Source organism: Bradyrhizobium sp. CSS354, from assembly GCF_029051725.1.
In the GTDB taxonomy this organism is placed as follows: domain Bacteria; phylum Pseudomonadota; class Alphaproteobacteria; order Rhizobiales; family Xanthobacteraceae; genus Bradyrhizobium.
This window is the reverse complement of record NZ_JAACFU010000001.1, coordinates 289,065-306,895: the sequence shown is the minus strand read 5'-3', so window position 1 is coordinate 306,895 and position 17,831 is coordinate 289,065. Positions and strand designations below refer to the sequence as shown.

At 63.7% G+C, this 17,831-nt stretch carries 24 protein-coding genes; 17 read left to right on the top strand and 7 right to left on the bottom strand.

Going from position 1 to position 17,831, the window contains the following annotated elements; genetic code table 11:
- Nucleotides 1-2: 2 nt before the first annotated feature.
- Together GWG67_RS01565 and GWG67_RS01560 are read right to left on the bottom strand one after the other, a co-directional pair.
- Nucleotides 3-692 (bottom strand): hypothetical protein, encoded by a 690-nt coding sequence (locus GWG67_RS01565; RefSeq protein ID WP_275167403.1) that lies wholly within the window; start codon nt 690-692, stop codon nt 3-5.
- 108 nt (nt 693-800) lie between these two features.
- A complete protein-coding gene (locus GWG67_RS01560) occupies nt 801-1,997 on the bottom strand; it encodes an amidohydrolase family protein (protein ID WP_275167402.1) in 1,197 nt (398 codons plus the stop codon).
- A gap of 156 nt (nt 1,998-2,153) precedes the next feature.
- Between GWG67_RS01560 and GWG67_RS01555 the strand changes: the two genes are divergently transcribed.
- The 8 genes from GWG67_RS01555 (at nt 2,154) to GWG67_RS01520 (ending at nt 6,064) form a co-directional block, all read left to right on the top strand.
- Nucleotides 2,154-2,927, top strand: coding sequence for a ferredoxin--NADP reductase (locus GWG67_RS01555; RefSeq protein ID WP_007608907.1), 774 nt, complete (start codon nt 2,154-2,156; stop codon nt 2,925-2,927).
- Between the two features lie 106 nt (nt 2,928-3,033).
- Entirely contained in the window at nt 3,034-3,360 is a 327-nt protein-coding gene (locus GWG67_RS01550; RefSeq protein WP_275167401.1) for a hypothetical protein, read from the top strand.
- A 110-nt stretch (nt 3,361-3,470) separates the two neighbouring features.
- On the top strand, nt 3,471-4,742 hold the full coding sequence (locus tag GWG67_RS01545; protein WP_275167400.1) for a cytochrome P450: 1,272 nt from the start codon (nt 3,471-3,473) through the stop codon (nt 4,740-4,742).
- A 138-nt stretch (nt 4,743-4,880) separates the two neighbouring features.
- The gene (locus GWG67_RS01540; protein ID WP_275167399.1) at nt 4,881-5,063 is read left to right on the top strand and encodes a hypothetical protein; all 183 of its coding nucleotides are present in this window, start codon (nt 4,881-4,883) and stop codon (nt 5,061-5,063) included.
- A gap of 13 nt (nt 5,064-5,076) precedes the next feature.
- On the top strand, nt 5,077-5,277 hold the full coding sequence (locus GWG67_RS01535; RefSeq protein ID WP_275167398.1) for a hypothetical protein: 201 nt from the start codon (nt 5,077-5,079) through the stop codon (nt 5,275-5,277).
- Between the two features lie 3 nt (nt 5,278-5,280).
- Complete coding sequence (locus tag GWG67_RS01530) at nt 5,281-5,508, top strand: hypothetical protein (RefSeq protein ID WP_275167397.1); 228 nt, start codon at nt 5,281-5,283, stop codon at nt 5,506-5,508.
- A gap of 15 nt (nt 5,509-5,523) precedes the next feature.
- The gene (locus GWG67_RS01525; protein WP_275167396.1) at nt 5,524-5,787 is read left to right on the top strand and encodes a hypothetical protein; all 264 of its coding nucleotides are present in this window, start codon (nt 5,524-5,526) and stop codon (nt 5,785-5,787) included.
- A gap of 34 nt (nt 5,788-5,821) precedes the next feature.
- Entirely contained in the window at nt 5,822-6,064 is a 243-nt protein-coding gene (locus tag GWG67_RS01520) for a hypothetical protein (protein ID WP_275167395.1), read from the top strand.
- A 37-nt stretch (nt 6,065-6,101) separates the two neighbouring features.
- Here the strand turns inward: GWG67_RS01520 and GWG67_RS01515 are convergent, their stop codons facing one another.
- Nucleotides 6,102-7,352: a DUF763 domain-containing protein gene (locus GWG67_RS01515; RefSeq protein WP_275167394.1), complete on the bottom strand. Its 1,251-nt coding sequence runs from the start codon at nt 7,350-7,352 to the stop codon at nt 6,102-6,104.
- Nucleotides 7,353-7,477: 125 nt separating this feature from the next.
- Between GWG67_RS01515 and GWG67_RS01510 the strand changes: the two genes are divergently transcribed.
- Entirely contained in the window at nt 7,478-8,626 is a 1,149-nt protein-coding gene (locus GWG67_RS01510; RefSeq protein ID WP_275167393.1) for a mechanosensitive ion channel family protein, read from the top strand.
- A gap of 86 nt (nt 8,627-8,712) precedes the next feature.
- Here the strand turns inward: GWG67_RS01510 and GWG67_RS01505 are convergent, their stop codons facing one another.
- Complete coding sequence (locus GWG67_RS01505) at nt 8,713-9,693, bottom strand: tripartite tricarboxylate transporter substrate binding protein (RefSeq protein ID WP_275167392.1); 981 nt, start codon at nt 9,691-9,693, stop codon at nt 8,713-8,715.
- A gap of 109 nt (nt 9,694-9,802) precedes the next feature.
- Here GWG67_RS01505 and GWG67_RS01500 point away from each other — a divergent pair, with 109 nt between their 5' ends.
- The 6 genes from GWG67_RS01500 to GWG67_RS01475 are packed head-to-tail and all read left to right on the top strand — an operon-like array spanning nt 9,803 to nt 14,684.
- Nucleotides 9,803-10,513 (top strand): TetR/AcrR family transcriptional regulator, encoded by a 711-nt coding sequence (locus tag GWG67_RS01500; RefSeq protein ID WP_275167391.1) that lies wholly within the window; start codon nt 9,803-9,805, stop codon nt 10,511-10,513.
- A gap of 29 nt (nt 10,514-10,542) precedes the next feature.
- Complete coding sequence (locus tag GWG67_RS01495) at nt 10,543-11,427, top strand: amidohydrolase (protein ID WP_275167802.1); 885 nt, start codon at nt 10,543-10,545, stop codon at nt 11,425-11,427.
- Nucleotides 11,428-11,478: 51 nt separating this feature from the next.
- Nucleotides 11,479-12,192: a PIG-L deacetylase family protein gene (locus tag GWG67_RS01490; protein WP_275167390.1), complete on the top strand. Its 714-nt coding sequence runs from the start codon at nt 11,479-11,481 to the stop codon at nt 12,190-12,192.
- Nucleotides 12,189-12,872 (top strand): 4-carboxy-4-hydroxy-2-oxoadipate aldolase/oxaloacetate decarboxylase, encoded by a 684-nt coding sequence (locus GWG67_RS01485; protein ID WP_275167389.1) that lies wholly within the window; start codon nt 12,189-12,191, stop codon nt 12,870-12,872. The genes GWG67_RS01490 and GWG67_RS01485 overlap by 4 nt, the downstream gene beginning before the upstream one ends.
- Nucleotides 12,873-12,891: 19 nt before the next feature.
- On the top strand, nt 12,892-13,761 hold the full coding sequence (locus GWG67_RS01480; protein ID WP_275167388.1) for a hypothetical protein: 870 nt from the start codon (nt 12,892-12,894) through the stop codon (nt 13,759-13,761).
- A complete protein-coding gene (locus GWG67_RS01475; protein ID WP_275167387.1) occupies nt 13,761-14,684 on the top strand; it encodes an NAD(P)-dependent oxidoreductase in 924 nt (307 codons plus the stop codon). The genes GWG67_RS01480 and GWG67_RS01475 overlap by 1 nt, the downstream gene beginning before the upstream one ends.
- Nucleotides 14,685-14,696: 12 nt before the next feature.
- On the opposite strand, the gene GWG67_RS01470 is transcribed toward GWG67_RS01475, so the two are convergent.
- Nucleotides 14,697-15,008, bottom strand: coding sequence for a hypothetical protein (locus tag GWG67_RS01470; protein WP_275167386.1), 312 nt, complete (start codon nt 15,006-15,008; stop codon nt 14,697-14,699).
- Between GWG67_RS01470 and GWG67_RS01465 the strand changes: the two genes are divergently transcribed.
- Nucleotides 14,916-15,143 carry a hypothetical protein gene (locus tag GWG67_RS01465; RefSeq protein ID WP_275167821.1) on the top strand — a complete coding sequence of 76 codons (228 nt, stop codon included), beginning with the start codon at nt 14,916-14,918 and terminating at the stop codon, nt 15,141-15,143. The genes GWG67_RS01470 and GWG67_RS01465 overlap by 93 nt on opposite strands.
- 77 nt (nt 15,144-15,220) lie before the next feature.
- Here GWG67_RS01465 and GWG67_RS01460 read toward each other — a convergent pair whose 3' ends face one another.
- A complete protein-coding gene (locus tag GWG67_RS01460) occupies nt 15,221-16,462 on the bottom strand; it encodes an amidohydrolase family protein (protein WP_275167385.1) in 1,242 nt (413 codons plus the stop codon).
- A gap of 147 nt (nt 16,463-16,609) precedes the next feature.
- Between GWG67_RS01460 and GWG67_RS01455 the strand changes: the two genes are divergently transcribed.
- Nucleotides 16,610-17,026, top strand: a complete 417-nt coding sequence (locus GWG67_RS01455; protein ID WP_275167384.1) for a nuclear transport factor 2 family protein — start codon at nt 16,610-16,612, stop codon at nt 17,024-17,026.
- Here the strand turns inward: GWG67_RS01455 and GWG67_RS01450 are convergent.
- Nucleotides 17,023-17,781, bottom strand: a complete 759-nt coding sequence (locus tag GWG67_RS01450) for a GntR family transcriptional regulator (protein ID WP_275167383.1) — start codon at nt 17,779-17,781, stop codon at nt 17,023-17,025. The two genes, GWG67_RS01455 and GWG67_RS01450, sit on opposite strands and share 4 nt — an antisense overlap.
- Nucleotides 17,782-17,831: the final 50 nt, after the last annotated feature.

Genomic DNA, 17,831 nt, shown 5'->3' with positions numbered 1-17,831 from the left:
CCTTACGTCTTCCCTGGCCATTTGGCGCGATAGCGGATTTCGCTGCCGTCGGCGAGCCGTCGCCACGTTCCGAACTCCGGCGTATGCGGAGCCCAGGCCGTCAGTCCGATCGGGTACACTCGGCTGGGCTGTCCCTGGATGTTGACGGCGAGCTGCCGGTGCAAGGTTCGGAACGCCAGTTCGACTTCGCCTGCGATAACGGGCTGATCGCCGTCACGATGGAAGCCGGCCGGGTTCAATTCGCCCGGCATGGTGTTGAGGTCGGTCTGCAATTCGATAGTGATGTCTTGCGGTGATTTCGGCACCGTTGCGCCGGCCGGAAGGCGAACCTCGAACACGAGCAGGGGAGTGGCGCCGTTCCGGTTGAGCCAGGGTGTGGCCGTCATGTACGCGACGCCCATGTAAGTGGCCGCAACGGCAACGCAGAGCAGGGCGACAACGCCGAGCGACTTCAGGCTGTTGCGCGCGAGACCGCTATTGCTTGCATCCGCGCCGGAACGCGTCACCAGCCAGCTGGCAAGCACCACGCCAGCGATCGCGCCGATGGGTGAGTAGACGAACAGTGCCAACAGACCAGACGTGATCGGGTCCGCCCGGTTGCCCAGATCGAGCAGTGAAAACAGCACAAAGGTCGCGACATAACCTCCGACCGCACCGGCAACGCCGGCAGCAATCCGCGACGAATTCTTCATGTCTGCCTCGACGTCCAGCAATGAACTGCCTGCGTTAGACGCAGCAGGCTGGTGACTTGTTCAATGCTTTCAGGGGACCGCGCGGAGCGGCGAGCCGCTCCGGCTGCGTCACTTCGCCACCACCTCGGGTACCCTGCCGGCCGGTGGGGTGTTGCGGCTGCGCTGGGTGCGCACGATACCGTCGATAATGGTCATGCCGATGCCCGGGAGGTCGCCGAGCTGCACGCTGTCCAAAATGTTCTTGCCGGCCGAGTGCTGCGCCTTGTCCATGATGACGAAGTCGGCGGAACGGCCAACTTCGATCAGGCCGCAATCCAATTCGCGCATCCGCGCCGTGTTGCCGGTGGCTAGGCAAAACGCGACCTCGGCCGGCAGGTCGCCAAGCGAGGACAGCATCGAGACCATCCGGAGAATGCCGAGCGGCTGTACGCCGGAGCCGGCCGGCGCGTCGGTGCCGAGGATGACGCGATGCAGATCGCCCATCTCGCGCGCGATGCGCAACGTGAACAGCGCCGAGCGCTCATTGCCGTTGTGCACGAGCTCGAGGCCACGCTTGCAGCCCTCGCAGATGCAGCGGATCTGGTCGTCGGGAAGGGCCGTGTGGCCGCCATTGATGTGGCCAACCACATCGGTGTCGGCCTCCAGCACCACGTCCTTGTCGATCAGGCCGGAGCCGGGAATCGAGGGACCGCCGGTGTGGATCGTGCTCTGGATGCCGTATTTGCGGGCCCAACCGACCATTTTTCGCGCGGTGGGGCCGTCCTTGACGCCGCCCAGGCCAACTTCGCCGAGCAGCTTGACGCCGGCTGCGGCCAACTCCTTGAAGTCCTCCTCGACCATCTCGCATTCGATCACAGGCGCGCCGGCGTGAACCTTCACGCCGCCAGGCCGCAGATTCCAGAATGCGCGCTGTGCGAAGATCGCCATCGCCTTCAACCCGACGACGTCGCGCGGGCGGCCGGGCATATGCACCTCGCCGGCGGAAATCATCGTGGTGACGCCGCCATGCAAATTGCTGTCGATCCAGCCGATCTGGTTCTGGCGAGGCGTCCAGTCGCCTGCAACAGGGTGGACATGGCTGTCGATCAGGCCGGGCGCCACCGTGGTGCCGTTGGCCTCGACGATGGCGGTCGCGCCTTCGGTGTTGAGGTCCTTGAAGCGGCCGATCGCGGTGATCTTGCCGTTCTCGGCGACGATGGTGTCGCCGTCCAGGATCGGCTTTTCCAGCGCGCCGGACAGGATCAGGCCGATATTGCGGATCACGAGCTTCGAGGGTCCGGTGGCCTGGGGTGCGTCATGCGCCATGGAATGGGTCCTTGTCCTTAACTGCAACGCTTCCGATCTTGGGCAGCCTTGACCGCGGGATCAAGCCGGATTATTCATTAGTATACAAATGATCGTGTACAAACGACGCATAGCTGCCGCCTTGAGAACCGCCACGACGCGCCACGGAAGGGTGAGATGAGCAATTTCAATCAGGAAGCCGTTTTGAGCGTCCACCACTGGACCGACACGCTGTTCTCCTTCAAGACCACCCGCAGCCCGACCTTCCGCTTTCGCAACGGCGAATTCACCATGATCGGCCTCAAGGTCGGCGAGAAGCCGCTGCTGCGGGCCTACAGCGTCGCTAGCGCCAATTACGAGGACACGCTGGAGTTCTTCTCGATCAAGGTGCCGGACGGCCCGCTCACCTCGCGGCTCCAGCATCTGAAGGAAGGCGACGAGATCATCGTCAGCCGCAAGGCCACCGGCACGCTGGTCATCGACAATCTGGAGGACGGCCGCAACCTCTACCTCATCGGCACCGGCACGGGCCTTGCGCCGTTCCTGAGCGTGATCAAGGACCCCGAAACCTACGAGCGCTTTGAGAAAGTCGTGCTGCTGCACGGTTGCCGGCACGTGAAGGAGCTCGCCTATGGCGAGATGATCACCGAGACGCTGCCGAAGGACGAGCTGATCGGCGAGTACATCCGCAACCAGTTGATCTACTATCCGACCGTGACGCGCGATCCCTTCCGCAATCGCGGCCGCATCACCGACCTCATCACCTCGGGCAAGCTGTTTTCCGATATCGGCCTGCCGGCCTTGGAAGCCGCCCACGACCGCGTCATGATCTGCGGCAGCCCGGCGCTGGTGGCGGATACCCGCGTGCTCCTTGGCGAGCGGGGGCTGATCGAGGGCAATCACGGCGAGCCGGCCCAATTCGTGGTCGAAAAGGCGTTCGCCGAGCGCTAGGCTCGGAACTCCCGCGCAAGAAGACCGTATTTTCGCCGCCGGGTGCCCGTTGCGGCGCCGATTCGGCACGCGATACACTGCGGGAGCGAATCAGCGGAGTTCCCCCATGGTTGCGGACAGCGACAGCAACATCGCCTGGCACCGGGTTCAGTTGAAGAAGAACCGCGCCGAGTTGAAGGCACTTGAGACCGCGCGCTTCACGATGGGCGAGATCGCGTCTTCGAAGCGGAACGGCCAGACCCAGAAGGCGGTCGGGGAACTCAAGCGCAAGATCTTGCAATCCGAGCGCGTGATCGCCGATCACGACAAGCGCACGCGCCGTCCGCTCACCACCGACCTGCAAAGCCTCAGCAAGGGCAGCTGGAGCAATTGGGACGCCTACACCAATCAGCAGCAGCGCAAGATCGGCCCGCGTTCGCCCGGGCGGGGGTGAGACTGGACTCTTGCGCCTGCAGCGATGCCGAAGCGGAGGTTCCGCACCCCTTGCGTGGGCAATGACACGCACCATCTCGCTGAGACGCCATCAACCGCTCCGGTGATCACATGGCACCACGCCTCGATTTCACCAGCGAGGCCTTCTTTCGCGATCCGCCCAAGGCGATCGCAACGTTGCGCATGTCCGGTCCTGTGGTCGCGGCGCGATTTCCTTTCGTCAGCGACGTCTGGATCACCACGACCCATGAGGCCACGGCGCAAGTCCTGAAAGACGGCACCGATTTCACGCTGCGCAAGGAGGATGGCGACGTCGCAGGTTTGCGCTGGTGGATGCCGAACTACGTCAGAACCATCGCCAGCAACATGCTGACGATGGACGAACCGGACCACACGAGGCTGCGCAGCATCGTGGACGAGGCCTTCCGCCGCCGCGCGATCGTCGCGATGGAGCCGCGTATCCGCGCCGTCGCGGATGGTCTCGCCGACGAGCTGTTCTTGGCGGGAAGCCCGGCCGATCTCGTCCAGCGCTATGCCCGCATCCTGCCGCTCGCGGTGATCTCCGAGCTGTTGGGATTGCCATTGGCCGATCGCTCTCGCTTCATCGCTTGGGCTAATACGATGTCCTCGCTCACGAACGTCGCCAGCTTTTTCCGCATGCTGTTCGCGTTCCGCAAGATGCGAGCCTACCTCGAACGGCAGTTGCAGATTGCCCGCGTGCGGGGCGGCGAGGGCCTGATCGCTGAGCTGGTCCGGGTCGAGCGTGAGGGCGGCCAGATCACGCCGGACGAAATGGTCTCGATGGTGTTCCTGCTGCTCGCGGCGGGCTCGGAGACCACCACGCATCTCATCAGCGGTTCGGTCTACGAGCTCCTCAGAAATCCTGGCGTCCGCGACTGGCTGGCACAGGACTGGAGCCGCGTCGGACTTGCGGTGGAGGAATTCCTGCGCTTCGTGTCGCCGGTGCAGTTCTCGAAGCCGCGCTATGTGAGGCGGGATATCGAGCTCGCGGGCGTGCGTCTGAAGAAGGGCGATCGCGTCATGGTGATGCTCGCCGCCGCGAACATGGACCCGGCGATGCATGATCGTCCCGAGAGCCTCGATCTCGCGCGCAAGCCGAACCGTCACATCTCCTTCGGAACGGGAATCCATTTCTGCCTTGGCCATCAGCTGGCCCGGATCGAGGCAGCGTGTGCCCTGGAAGCGCTGTTCGTGCGATGGCCGAAACTTGGCTTTGCTGTGGACGTGTCTCAGATCCACTGGCGCAAGCGACCCGGCATGCGTGCGATCGCGAACCTCCCTGTCGTGCCGGACGGCTACAGAGCACAGGCGACAGCGTCAGCTGAATCGATGATGGTTCGTTCCCAGCCAACGGCGTGCTGAGACTTACACGCCCTCGAAAATTTTTCTGTACCCGGTCGCTAGGAACGGCATGTCGCTGCTTTAGTTGTTTTTGGGACATCGGAAGCCGGACGAGTTCCTCCGGTCGATGTCGCAGAACCAACAACAGGAGACAGCATCATGACTGGCAAGATGCCACCTGTTCCCGCCGAGAACCAAAGCCCGAAGGGAACCGGCGACGCCAAGCAAGTGTCCTCGACTGCCCCGCGCGGCCAGCAGCGTGCGCAAAATCCGGATCAGCAAGGGCAGCAGGGCAACATCAAGCAGAACACCACCAACCAAGGCTATCAGCAAGATCGCTGAGGAGCGGACCTTCATGTCGACATCCACCAAGACACAGAACAGCATCCGTCAGGGCGGACCTGGCGCATCGCATGAGAATGCGAAGACACCGCTCGAAGTGAAGAAGCCACCGGCGGACGACCCGCAGCGCAAGCACAGCCGCGTCTCCGGCGGAGGTGGCGAGCACGATTCACACCACAGGCATGACGAGGCCGGAAAAGGCGGAGGCAGGTGAGACATGACCAGTAAGCAACCCAAACTCTATGCACCGACCGAAAAGGATCTGCACGACAACCCCATGATCGGTGGATCGAAAGGCGCAACAATGGCCGGTATCTCGCCTGAGGACCTCGAGGACGCCCTGGGCGAGAACACGATCGAAGGCGACGTCGAGAACGACGTGAACGCCGCTGGCGGTATCGACAAGGACGTCGCACGCAGTGGCGCCCACCGAAGAGGCCGCTAGCTCTGGAGGACAAGCATGCAAGGCAAGAAGACCCACGAGCAACAGGTTCGCATCCTCGAGCGCAAGCCGGATGTTCCAGACGCGCGAGAGCTTGAACAGGCCCTTGGCCACAATCCCGAGGACACGGCGGTTCACCGAGCGCGACCTGAGGCGCGGCAGAGTGAATTTCCGGTGAGCCGGGGCGGCCTCAACCAGGAAAGCGACCACAACAAGCACAACGATACCGGCCAGAGCGGCCACAAGCCGCCGAAACCAACGCCGGCACAGCAGAAGCACTGAGCCTCACGGGCGATCAAAGCAAGAGGAGAAAAAGATGCCAGGTGGTCATGGCAGCAAGACGCATTTCAGATCGGGCATGCACGGCAAGGGCGACGGCACCGGCGCCATGACCGACGTGCCCAAGGAGAAGATCGGCGACAATATGGTCCTGTCGAACCGCGACAAGAAGCAGCATTCGGACATTCGCGGCATGGACGGCAAGGCGATCCAGACGGATCAATACCAGGATCACTCGGCTAACCGGCTCGATGAGGAATCCAAGGACGACGATACCTGAGAGAGGCGCTCCTCCCGCTAAACTTGCGGACCGGTCTTCAGCCGGTCCGCTTTTTTGTCGGCCCGAGATCACGCTCCCAGCCGAACACGGAGCGGCCGTCGAGATCGGGCGAGGCCGCACGCTCTCCGGCGATATAGGATTCGACCGACGGCCCGCGCGCGGTGCGCTCCAGCCGCCGCGCCTGGTCGTCGAGGCGCTTGATCGCCTGCATCTCTTCCTCGCGTCCGAGCTTTGCGTTCTGAATCGCCCCCTTCAGCACGCGAATGGTTTCGTCATAGACCTTAATTGGAACAGGGTAGGGATGCCGGTCCTTGCCGCCGTGGGCGAGCGAGAACCGGGCGGGATCGTTGAAGCGATAGGGCGCGCCGTGCACCACTTCGGCCACCATTGCCAGCGAGCGCACGGTACGCGCGCCAACGCCGGGCGTCAGCAGCAGCTCCGGAAAATCGATCGGGCCGCGCTCGGCCGCGGCCGCGAGTGTGCCGTGCAGGCGGCGCGCGAACACATCTTTCGGCCGGACGTCGTGATGCGCGGGCATGATCAGGTGCGGCAGCATCGCCTGAGCCGGCTCGGGCGCAGTCCCGGTGAGCCGCTCGAATTCGGAAAGAATGCCATCCGGGCCGAGATCGCTCAGCAGCTCGAGCTGTGCGGTGCGCGAGATATCGGCGCGATGGTCGGTGAGGTTGACGATCTCGCCCTGCAGCGGCCCGTCGATCGCGCTGTGCGGCGTATCGACAAAACTCTTCAGCGCCTCGGAATGCCAGTGATAGCGGCGAGCCTGTCGCTTGTCGCCGTTCATGCCCTGCTGCACCACAGTCCATTTGGCGTCGGCGGTGACGAAGAAGCCGTGCAGATAAAGGTCGAAACCGTCCTGGACCGCGGCGCTGTCCACCTTCGCCACGAGGCGACTCGCACGCGTGAGCTTTGCGCCGTCGAAGCCGACGCGGTCGCCGAGCTGCATCAGTTCGTCGGGGGTCTTGCGCGAGTGCTGGCCACGCCCGCCGCAGACATAGATTCCGAGCTCATCCTGGAGGGGGCCTAGACCTCGCTTCAGCGCGCCTATCACTGAGGTCGTGATGCCCGAGGAGTGCCAGTCCATCCCCATCACGGCGCCGAACGACTGGAACCAGAACGGGTGCGAGAGCCGCTGGAGGAATGCATCGCGTCCGTAGTGATGCACGATCGCCTGCGTGACGATCGCGCCGAGCGAAGACATGCGGGTCGCCAGCCAGGGTGGAACCCGGCCGGTGTGAAGAGGAAGGTCGGCGCTGCCGGTCCGTCGAGTCATGATTGCTCAGAAATAGCGCAATTCGACGACGGATGCACCAAGGGGATGCTGCATTGCACCGAGTGCGGGAGCGAAGCCGCTCTAAATGCGTTGAGCGCGGACGCTAATGCAACGCGGGGACACGCATGAATCTGCAAGCAATTATGGCCGACCTCGACGAGATGCTTGGCTGGGTGCCTTCCTGGTTCGTCGGTCTCAGCTTGATCGTCATCGCGATCCTGCTTGCTTTGTTCCTGTATCGGGTCGCGGTATGGCTCCTCAATCGTGCCTTCGGAACCCGCCTCCCTTTGCTGGCTGTGTTCATCGAGCGTACCGCCGGTCCGACCAGGTTAGCCCTGTGTCTTGCTGCGGTCGCGCTGGTTCTGCCGCTTGCGCCGCTCGACGACATCATCCGCACGCCGCTGATGCGCGTGTTCGTCGTGGCTTTCATCGCCCTGATCGGCTGGATATCGATCCGGATCGTCGACATGAGCGCGGCGCGCTATCTCCAGAACTTTCGTGACGTCACCGAGAATCTCGTTGCGCGCAAGCACGTCACGCAGGTGCGGGTGTTCAAGCGGGTCACAGACACCATCATCGTCGTCATCACGGTGTCGACTGCGCTGATGACGTTCGATTCGGTGAAGCAATACGGCGTCAGCCTGTTCGCCTCGGCCGGCGCAGCCGGTATCATCGTTGGTCTTGCCGCCCGTCCGCTGCTGAGCAACCTGATCGCGGGCTTGCAGATTGCGATCACCCAGCCGATCCGCATCGAGGACGCCGTGATCATCGAAAACGAGTGGGGCTGGGTGGAGGACATCGCCTCGACCTATGTGGTGATCCGGCTGTGGGATTGGCGCCGCATGGTGGTGCCGCTGTCCTATTTCATCGAAAAGCCATTCCAGAACTGGACCCGCGACACCGCGTCCCTGATCGGCGTGATCGCGCTCCACGTCGATTATCGCGCCGACGTGCCGCGGATCCGGCGCTGGCTGGAAGAAGCTGTGAAGGAGTCCAAGCTCTGGGACGGCGAGGTGGTCAATCTGCAGGTGATCGACGCGGATTCTCGCACCATCGAACTTCGCGCCCTCGTCAGCGCCAGGAACGCGCCGCAGTCCTGGGATTTGCGCTGCGAAATGAGAGAGAAGCTCATCGCCTTCATCCGCGACGAGATGCCGGAAGCGCTGCCGCGCGAGCGCGCAATCCTGATCCCGTCGGGAGGAGGCGATGACGATGCCGATTTCGCGCGGCGTCCCGCGCCGCCGGAGAAGAGGCGGGCGAGCGCACGCAATTGACCTGCTCGCGCGTCGCGTTCGTGGCGCCACGCAAGCCTGCCCGCTACTGGATCGTGTCGAGCGCGCCGGTTCTCATGTGAAGTGCCTCATTGCGCTCGGATGTCGGCGGCCTTCAGCACTGGCTCCCATTTGATCGCCTCGGCGTGCATGTAGGCGTCGAATTCCTTGGACGAAGAACCGACCGGGGCTGCGCCGATCTTGCCGAGCGTCGACAGCACGTTCGGGTCCTGCAGCGCCGCCTTCAGATCGGCTTCGAGCTTCGCCACGATCTCCGGCGGCATTTTAGCCGGACCGAGAACGCCCCACCAGACGGAGACGTCGTAACCCGACACGCCCGACTCGGCGACAGTCGGAACATTGGGCAGTGCCTTGGAGCGTTCGGCCGAGGTCACCGCGAGCGCGCGCACCGGCCCGCCTTCGATCTGGCCGATGGCCTCCGCAAGCGGATTGATGCTGAGCGGGATGTCGCCGGCCATCACGGCGGTCAGCGCGGGCGCGCCGCCCTTGTAAGGGATCGCGACGATCTTGGTGCCGGACATGTATTTCAACAGCTCACCGGCGAGGTGCGCCGAGGTGCCGTTGCCGGACATACCGTAGGAAAGCTTGTCCGGCTCCTTCCTCGCCGCAGCGAGGAGATCGCCGAGCGTCTTGTAAGGGCTGTCCTTGGCCACCACGATCGCGAGCGGCGAGGAGGCGACTTCGGTGATCGCGGTAAAATCCCTGAACGTGTCGTAGGGCACGCTCGGATAAATGAACTGATTGAGGGGATGACCGCTCGCGACCAGAATCAGCGTGTAGCCGTCGGGGGCGGCCTGCGTCAGTGCCTGCGAGGCGACGATGCCGCCGGCGCCGGGGCGATTGTCGACCACTGGTTGCTGGCCCCAGGTCTTCGCCAATGCCTGTCCAAGCGTGCGCGCGAGCACGTCGACCGCGCCGCCGGCGGTGTAGGGCACCAGGATGTGAACCGGTTTGCTCGGATAATTGTCGGCGGCCTGTGCGGCGCCGCCCGCCAGCAGCAGACCGGCACCTAGCATTAAGCTGCCGATCTTCTTGTTCAAATCCAGCATTTTCCAGCACTCCTTGCGGGCGTTGTGCGCGGACCGCCTCGAGCCGTCCGGACGCCGCCCATGGTTTTTGTTGACGAGACCTGATTTTTTGTACGATAGTACAAATCACATGATACGCAACGCCGCCAGCAAGGAAACGGCCCGCAAGCCGAACATGCGCGAGGCAATTCTCGCCGCGGCCGAGGAGCTGTTCGCCACCAACGGCTTCAACGCCGTGTCGGTGCGCGATATCGCACAGGCCGCGGGCGCCAATCCCGGCAGCGTCACCTATCATTTCAAGACCAAGGACGGCCTGCTGCTGGAGATCTACCGCCGCCATTGCGGGCCAATGAATTTGCGCCGTTCCGAGTTGCTCGCGGCCGCCAAGCGCGTGCGCGATCTCCAGGACCGGCTCGAAGCGGTGGTGCGGGCCTATGTCGCGCCGGCCTTCACCTCGGGCAGCGATCTTGCCGGGGGCGGGGCGCGGTTCACACGGCTGCGCGCGGTGATGTCCGCGGAGGGCAATGAGGTCGCGCGGAAAATCATCGCGCAGACTTTTGACGATACCAGCCACGCCTTCATTGACGCGATCCACGACAGCCTGCCGCACGTTCCCCGCACCGACATCGTCTGGCGCAGCCACTTTCTGCTTGGCGCGCTCTATTATTCGCTGGTGACGCCGGATCGCGTCTCGCGCCTGTCGCGCGGCGAGGCCGACGGCAACGATGCCGCAAGCGCCATCGAGCAATTGGTGCAAGCCACCGTGGCCGCGTTCCAGGCGCCGGCGCTCGATCAGGCTGCGCCCGCACGGCGACGACCGGTCGTCAGCAGCAAGACTTGAACACGCAGTTTCGTTCGGCGGTTTATCTGATGGCCATCATGTACACGCCGACCATTCCGCCGCCCGATCCGGACACGCGCACGCCGAAGTTCAGGCTGCCGAAACTGTCCTGCGACGCGCATTGCCACATCTTCGGGCCCGGCGCGGAATACCCTTACGCGCTGGACCGTTCCTACACGCCGCCGGATGCGCCGCTCGCCGATTTTCGCGCGATGCATGCCAAGCTCGGGGTCGAGCGTGCCGTCATCGTCAATGCCAGTGTGCATGGCACCGATAACACGGTGGCGCTGGACGCCATCGCGCAGAGCAACGGGGCCTACCGTGCGGTCGCCAATATCGACGACACCATCACCGAGCGCGGACTTCGCGTGCTGCATGAGGGTGGTTTCCGCGGCTGCCGCTTCAATTTCGTTCGCCATCTCGGCGGCGTTCCCGACAAGCGGGTGTTCGACCGTATCGTCGCGATGGTTGCGCCGCTCGGCTGGCACATCGACCTGCATTTCGACGCGATCGACCTGCCTGAATATGCCGACATGCTGACAAGGCTGCCGCTTAGCTACACGATCGACCATATGGGACGGGTGAAGGCGTCCGAAGGGCTCGATCAGCTTCCGTTCAAGATCCTGATCGAGCTGATGCAGCGCGACGAGAAATGTTGGGTCAAGATCTGCGGTTCGGAGCGGGTGTCATCGGCGGGTCCGCCGTTCACCGACGCGGTGCCGTTCGCGCGAAAGATCGTCGAGACCGCGCCCGACCGGATCATCTGGGGCACCGATTGGCCACATCCCAACGTCAAGGCGATGCCGAACGACGGCGATCTCGTCGACCTGATCCCGCTGTTCGCGCCGGAGCCGGAGTATCAGCAGAAGATCCTCGTCGATAATCCAGCCCGCCTGTTCGAGTTCGAGGAATGACGGTGTCCGTGATCGATAAATTGCTCATCAAGGAAAGAGGGGAATAAGCCCATGAAAGCAGGTCTCGTGATCACGGCCCATCCGGGCGATTTCGTCTGGCGCGCCGGCGGCGCCATCGCTCTGCATGCGAAGAAGGGCTATCGCATGAAGATCGTCTGCTTGTCCTTCGGCGAGCGCGGCGAGAGCCAGTTCGCCTGGAAGGAGAAGGGCGCGACGCTGGAATCGGTCAAAGGCGGCCGCAAGGATGAGGCGGAGCGCGCTGCCAAACTGCTCGGCGCCGAGATCGAGTTCTTCGACTGCGGCGACTATCCGCTGAAGCTGACGGAAGCGCATTTCGACCGCATGGTCGACATCTACCGCGAGCTCAATCCAAGCTTCGTGCTGACGCACGCACTGGAAGATCCCTATAATTTCGATCATCCGAACGCGGCGCATTTCGCCCAGGAGACCCGTGTGGTCGCGCAGGCGATGGGCCACAAGCCCGGCGCGCAGTACAAATACTCCGCGCCGCCGGTGTTTCTGTTCGAGCCGCACCAGCCCGAGCAGTGCAATTACAAGCCGGACCTGCTCCTCAAGATCGACGAGGTCTGGGAGGATAAGTATGAGGCATTCCAGATCCTTGCCGCGCAGAAGCATCTCTGGGGCTATTACGAGCGCGTTGCGCTCAATCGCGGCATCCAGGGCAGCCGCAACACCGGTGTGCCGATGACCTATGGCGAGGCCTATCAGCGCTTGTTCCCGACGGTAGCGGAGGAGCTGGCATGAGGCCGGTCGTCGTTCGCAACATTGAGCGTGCCGATCCCGCCGCCATGGCGGAGTACGGCGTCTCGACCGTGCACGAGGCCTATGGCCGCATCGGCCTGATGAAGCCTTATCTGCGGCCGGTGTGGCCGGGCGCGGCGATCGCCGGTCCTGCCGTCACCGTGCTGGCGCAGCCCGGCGACAACTGGATGATCCATGTCGCGGTCGAGCAGTGCAAAAAGGCCGACGTTCTCGTCGTCGGTTGCACCACCGACAACACCGACGGCATGTTCGGCGAGTTGCTCGCCACCTCGCTGCAGGCGCGCGGCGTGCAGGGGTTGATCATCGATGCCGGCTGCCGCGACGTCAGGGCACTGCACGAGATGAAGTTTCCGGTGTGGTCGCGCGCGGTCTCGGCCAAGGGCACAGTGAAGGCCACGCTCGGCTCGGTCAACGTCCCCGTGGTCTGCGCCGGCGTCAACGTCGACCCCGGCGACATCATCGTGGCCGATGACGACGGCGTCGTGGTTGTGCCGAAGCGCTACGCAGCCGAGGTCGCCGAGAAGGCGAAGAAGCGCAACGCGGACGAAGGCGGCAAACGCAAGCGGCTGGCTTCGGGCGAGCTGGGCCTCGACATGTACAGCATGCGTGAGGCCTTGGCGAAGGCGGGGCTCGTCTATGTCGACAATCCCGAGGATGTCTGAAGAGAAGCGGAGCGGGCCGATGGATCGTCTCAAGCTGAAGGCCGTGCTCGGCAGTCACCCCCATGTCCAGGCGGTGAAGAGCGGCGAACTCCGCTCCGACCTGTTCGATCTCGATTTCGTCGAGTACACGCCGACCAACACCGCGTTCAAACCGATGGTGCGCGAGCGGGCCTTCGACGTCTGCGAGATGGCGATCGTCACCTATCTGATGGCAAAGGCGCATGGCAAGCCGCTGGTGCTGCTGCCTGCCACCATGCTCGGCCGCTTCCAGCATTCTTACGCGCTCTATAATCCCGCGCACGGAACCCTCGGGCCGTCCGATCTCGAAGGCAAGCGCGTCGGTATCCGCTCGTTCACGACCACCACCGGCGCCTGGATCAGGGGCATCCTCGCCAATGACTGCGGCGTCAATCTCGACAACATCCGCTGGGTCACGTTCGAGGATCCGCACGTCGCCGAATATGTCGACACCACCGAGCGCGCGTCGAAGGGCAAGAAGATCTTGCAGATGCTGCTCGACGGCGAGCTCGATGCCGTCCTTGGTGAGCCCTCGAACGATCCCAAGCTGAAGACGCTATTCCCCGATCCGGCCGCGGAAGCCGCCAAATGGTACGCGCGTCGCGGCGTCGTGCCGGTCAACCATCTCGTGGTCGTGACCGAGCAGCTGACGAAATCGCGTCCTGACGTGGTTTCGGGCGTCTATGATCTGCTCAAGCGGAATAAGACCCAGATGGGGCCTGCGGAGACGCCCGATCTCGTTCCGTTCGGAGTGGAGGCGAACAGGAAGCCGCTGGAGCTGATCATCGACTATGCATTTCAGCAGGCGCTGATCCCGCGCCGCTATGCGGTCGAAGAGCTGTTCGACGAGACCACGCGAGGACTGAACTGATGGCGGGCGATCCCAAGCGATGGCAGATCGGGCTGATCGGTTATGGCGAAGTCGGCAGGATCCTGGCCGAGGATTTGCGCCAGCAGGACATCAAGGTTGCCGCTTATGACATCAAGCTCGGTGGCGAGCAGGGCGCAACGCTGCTCGAGCATGCGGCGAAATTCGGTGTGGCGCTGGCGGCGTCTCACGCTGAGCTGGCCGCGAAGTCCGATTTCATCATCTCCGCGGTCACGGCGAGCCAGGCCGTGCCGGTGGCAGAGGCCTGCGCGGCCGCAATCAATCAGGGCACCTGGTTCCTGGATTTCAATTCGGCCTCTCCCGGCGCCAAGCAGCGTGCCGCCGCCCTGATCGATGGCGCCGCCGGACGCTATGTCGAGGGCGCGGTTATGACGTCGGTGCCGCCTTATCGGATCAAGGTGCCGCTGCTGCTCGGCGGTCCCGGCGCAAGGGAGCTGCAGCCGCTTTTGAACGCGATCGGTTTTGCGGCCAAGGTTGCGAGCGACAAGCTCGGTGTGTCATCGGCGGTGAAGATGTGCCGCAGCATCATGATCAAGGGCCTGGAGGCCATGGTGATCGAAAGCTTCACCACCGCGCGCGCCTATGGCATCGAGGATGCGGTGTTGGCTTCGCTGGCGGAAACCTTCCCCACGATCGATTGGGAGAAGCAGGGTGCTTATTGCTTCCAGCGCGTGATCGAGCATGGCCGCCGCCGCGCCGAGGAAGTACGCGAAGTCGCCGAAACCGTGCGTGAAGCCGGACTGACGCCGTGGTCCGCGCAGGGCACCGCCGAGCGGCAGGCCTGGGTGGCGGACCTCGCCGATGAGGGCCTGTTCGGAACGAAGGGCACCAAGGAGTTCGCCCGCAGCGCTGACTGGCGCACCGAGGCGGACCGAATCCTGGCGAAGATCAATCGCGAGAAATAGGGCGGCTCTTGCTCAGGACTTTACCGCGCAACAGCCCGTGAGCTCGTCCCGGACGCGTTCGATCAACGCCATCAGGTCTTCGGTCTTGCGGGCCAGCCGATCGTTCGCGACTTGGGTCCGGAATTCCGCGCGGATCACCCGAATGCACTTGTCGGCGGTGTCGAGCGTCAGGAGCATGCGCGTCAAGTCATCCTGGGTCCGGATGCTCGCCAGATCGAGGTTTGACAGGACATGCCCGATGCCGTCGAGCCGTTTTATCGCGGCATCGCCGGGCGTTCTCGCTCGAATGGCGTGATGGTCGATGCTGCTGAATGCGCTGAACATGTCGATGCTTCCCCGATGAATGCAGACATCAGTGCAGGTTCTGCTTTGAACGGCACCGCGGGACTGGCAATACGCTCAGCTATCGGCAATCAGCGCGGATCGACTATCCGGTATTCTACCGGATTCGGAATATGAGAACGATCGGCGGTAACATCGAACGGAAATAACGCGGCATCCGCCTCGCTTCAATGCAGATATGCGTCCAGAGCGGCTCAGGAGCCGGGGCGAAACAGAATGGGTCGTTGCCGCGCAAAAGTCTGCCGGCCGTTCTTGAAGCCCATCACGATATCCGGCAGCTCGGCGATCGCGAAGCGGCTGTCTTGCGTATCGAGCACGACGAGATCGGCGGGGTTTCCGACCCTGATGCCGTAATTCCGTAGGTTCATCAGCCGCGCCGGCAGCTCGGTTACGAGATCGAGGCACGCATCGAAGTCGTTCACCGAGGCATGCGCGACGTTGGCGTAGAAGTTCGCCATTCGGAGCAGGGAGGCATCGCCGAACGGCGTGAAGGGATTGAGCACGTTGTTGGTCGCGATCGAGCACACCACGCCGTCGCCGGAGAGCTTGTGGGCGAGCGTCAGCCCGCGTGGCGCGTTGTGGGTCGCTTCGCGCCCCATCAAATAGAGATCGGTTGCCGGCAGCACGGTGACGGCAACGCCGGCCTTCGCCAGTTGCGCTGTGGCGGCCTTCAGCCGCTCCGGTGGCAGTGCGGAGAGTTTCGTCGCATGGCCGATCGCCACGCGGCCCCCGTAGTTGCGCCGCTCGGTCTGCCGGCAGACCTCGTCGAGGTGCCACCAGGAGGGATCGAGATCGAAATCGAGATGGAGGTCGACATCCACGTCGAACGCCTCGGCGAGGTCGAAGATGCGTGCGAGATGGGCGTTCGGGTCGGTGTCCGTGTAGGGACAGCCGCCGATCACCTCGCCGCCGTCGCGCAGCGCCTGGATCAGAAGCTCCTCGCTGCCGGGATCGTTGGTGAGGCCTTCCTGCGGAAAGACACAGAGCGACAGGTCGATCGCCCAGGCATAGTCACGCTTCAGCGCCTTCACCGCCTCGAAGCCGCGCAAGCCGATGCGCGGATCGATTTCGACGTGGGTTCGCATGCGCGTGGTGCCGTGGGCGATGGCGCGTTCGAGCACCCGGGCGCCGCGCGCGTAGACGTCCTCGACCGAGAAATCCTTCTTCATCCCGGCGACGGCGCGGATCGCTTCCGAGACGCTGCCGTGATCATGCCCGCAGCGGCCAAGCAGGCAGGCCTTGTCGAGATGGATGTGGCTGTCGACGAAGCCGGGCAGGGCGAGGCGCCCGCCGACATCGACTTCGACGGCTTCGCAGGCGAGCTTCGGCTCGATCGCGGCGATGCGGCCGGCCTTCACGCCGATATCGACCGGTGCGGCGGATGATCGCAACAGCGTGTTGCGGAAGATCAGGTCGAGGGCGGTTTGGCTGGTCATGGCGTCTGATTCAGGTGGATAGCCTAACGGAAGCGGAGGAGGTGGGCAGCTCTAGATTGTGTGCAGTTCCGCAGGCGAATTGTTCAAAAAACGTGCATGCAATTCGAGGAGTGAATTGTAGAATGTGTCGGCCCCGGAGAACCCGTCATGTCCGCTCCTGCAACAGCCCAACGTCCGACAACCGACGCTGAGATCGTCGAAGCTTATCTCACGGCCTCGATGATACCCGATCCCGATGCAGCCGCAGCCTATATGAAGCCGGGGACGGTGATCACGTTTACAGGCGGGCGCGAATTCGGTCACCCGCGCGGGCCGACCGGCTTCAACGCAAAGCGCTATCGCTGGGTCAAGAAGAAGATGGATCGGTTCGACGTCTGCCCGGGCGCGGACGAGACCGTCGTCTACAGCGTAGGCACGCTCTATGGCGAGTGGATCGACGGCACGCCGTTCGAGGGTAATCGTTATGTCGATCGTTTCGTCGTCAGAGGCGGCCAGATCGTGAAAATGGATGTCTGGAACGACAGCGCGGAGCGCATTTTGGTTCAACGCGGGATCGAAGCCTAACCGCGCCGAGCGACTTTAGGCAGTTTGACGACGCGGTCACTCGTGACCTCATCGGCGTAGGGCGCGAGAACATCGAGCAGATCGCGGCCGCGCTGCGGAGTCGGGGCGACCAATGCGCGATTGGCCACAGAATCCAGATGATGGTGCATCAATTCCATCACCTTGGCCTCGTCGCCCTTGGCGAGCGCGGCGATGATGGCGCGATGCTCGTTGATCGCGCATTCGGTCGAGTGCGGTCGGCTGTACAGCGACAGCGTCAGGCAGCAACGGTAGGCAACCTCGCTGACATAGCGCACCAGGATCGGGCTATTCGTCATCTGGGCGAGCAGGATATGGAATTCGGTGGCCAGCCGGATCGAGGCTGCGTCCGTGCCGCCACGCGCACGGTCTTCCGCATCGACGTGGTCGGTCAGCTCGCTGATCTGGCTCTTGGTTAGTTTGCCCGCGAGCTGGCGCACCACGAGCCGCTCGAGCTCGATGCGGATATCGAAGGCGTCGCGCGCCTCCTGCCAGCTCGGCGTCGCCACCACTGCGATCCGGTTGCGGCGGAGCTCGACCAGGCCTTCCGCCGCCAGTTGCCCTAGCGCGTGGCGGGCAATGGTGCGGCTGACGCCGAAGCGCTCGCCGAGTGAATCCTCGGGCAGCTTTGCGCCGGGCTCCAGCGCCTGCTCAATGATCGCGCGCCTGAGCGCGCGGCAGATCATGCTGACCTTGTCTGACGATTCGGAAGTCTTCCTGGTGGCGCGCGCCGGCATCGGCGATTCCTTGGGTGGGTGTCACCTCTGTTTAGCACGGCGTTCCGGCA

What these genes read in the sequence shown, in the direction of transcription:
- GWG67_RS01565 (WP_275167403.1), bottom strand. Translation starts at nt 692, where the DNA reads ATGAAGAATTCGTCGCGGATTGCTGCCGGCGTTGCCGGTGCGGTCGGA.
- GWG67_RS01560 (WP_275167402.1), bottom strand. Translation starts at nt 1,997, where the DNA reads ATGGCGCATGACGCACCCCAGGCCACCGGACCCTCGAAGCTCGTGATC.
- GWG67_RS01555 (WP_007608907.1), top strand. Translation starts at nt 2,154, where the DNA reads ATGAGCAATTTCAATCAGGAAGCCGTTTTGAGCGTCCACCACTGGACC.
- GWG67_RS01550 (WP_275167401.1), top strand. Translation starts at nt 3,034, where the DNA reads ATGGTTGCGGACAGCGACAGCAACATCGCCTGGCACCGGGTTCAGTTG.
- GWG67_RS01545 (WP_275167400.1), top strand. Translation starts at nt 3,471, where the DNA reads ATGGCACCACGCCTCGATTTCACCAGCGAGGCCTTCTTTCGCGATCCG.
- GWG67_RS01540 (WP_275167399.1), top strand. Translation starts at nt 4,881, where the DNA reads ATGACTGGCAAGATGCCACCTGTTCCCGCCGAGAACCAAAGCCCGAAG.
- GWG67_RS01535 (WP_275167398.1), top strand. Translation starts at nt 5,077, where the DNA reads ATGTCGACATCCACCAAGACACAGAACAGCATCCGTCAGGGCGGACCT.
- GWG67_RS01530 (WP_275167397.1), top strand. Translation starts at nt 5,281, where the DNA reads ATGACCAGTAAGCAACCCAAACTCTATGCACCGACCGAAAAGGATCTG.
- GWG67_RS01525 (WP_275167396.1), top strand. Translation starts at nt 5,524, where the DNA reads ATGCAAGGCAAGAAGACCCACGAGCAACAGGTTCGCATCCTCGAGCGC.
- GWG67_RS01520 (WP_275167395.1), top strand. Translation starts at nt 5,822, where the DNA reads ATGCCAGGTGGTCATGGCAGCAAGACGCATTTCAGATCGGGCATGCAC.
- GWG67_RS01515 (WP_275167394.1), bottom strand. Translation starts at nt 7,352, where the DNA reads ATGACTCGACGGACCGGCAGCGCCGACCTTCCTCTTCACACCGGCCGG.
- GWG67_RS01510 (WP_275167393.1), top strand. Translation starts at nt 7,478, where the DNA reads ATGAATCTGCAAGCAATTATGGCCGACCTCGACGAGATGCTTGGCTGG.
- GWG67_RS01505 (WP_275167392.1), bottom strand. Translation starts at nt 9,693, where the DNA reads ATGCTGGATTTGAACAAGAAGATCGGCAGCTTAATGCTAGGTGCCGGT.
- GWG67_RS01500 (WP_275167391.1), top strand. Translation starts at nt 9,803, where the DNA reads ATGATACGCAACGCCGCCAGCAAGGAAACGGCCCGCAAGCCGAACATG.
- GWG67_RS01495 (WP_275167802.1), top strand. Translation starts at nt 10,543, where the DNA reads ATGGCCATCATGTACACGCCGACCATTCCGCCGCCCGATCCGGACACG.
- GWG67_RS01490 (WP_275167390.1), top strand. Translation starts at nt 11,479, where the DNA reads ATGAAAGCAGGTCTCGTGATCACGGCCCATCCGGGCGATTTCGTCTGG.
- GWG67_RS01485 (WP_275167389.1), top strand. Translation starts at nt 12,189, where the DNA reads ATGAGGCCGGTCGTCGTTCGCAACATTGAGCGTGCCGATCCCGCCGCC.
- GWG67_RS01480 (WP_275167388.1), top strand. Translation starts at nt 12,892, where the DNA reads ATGGATCGTCTCAAGCTGAAGGCCGTGCTCGGCAGTCACCCCCATGTC.
- GWG67_RS01475 (WP_275167387.1), top strand. Translation starts at nt 13,761, where the DNA reads ATGGCGGGCGATCCCAAGCGATGGCAGATCGGGCTGATCGGTTATGGC.
- GWG67_RS01465 (WP_275167821.1), top strand. Translation starts at nt 14,916, where the DNA reads ATGCCCGATGCCGTCGAGCCGTTTTATCGCGGCATCGCCGGGCGTTCT.
- GWG67_RS01470 (WP_275167386.1), bottom strand. Translation starts at nt 15,008, where the DNA reads ATGTTCAGCGCATTCAGCAGCATCGACCATCACGCCATTCGAGCGAGA.
- GWG67_RS01460 (WP_275167385.1), bottom strand. Translation starts at nt 16,462, where the DNA reads ATGACCAGCCAAACCGCCCTCGACCTGATCTTCCGCAACACGCTGTTG.
- GWG67_RS01455 (WP_275167384.1), top strand. Translation starts at nt 16,610, where the DNA reads ATGTCCGCTCCTGCAACAGCCCAACGTCCGACAACCGACGCTGAGATC.
- GWG67_RS01450 (WP_275167383.1), bottom strand. Translation starts at nt 17,781, where the DNA reads ATGCCGGCGCGCGCCACCAGGAAGACTTCCGAATCGTCAGACAAGGTC.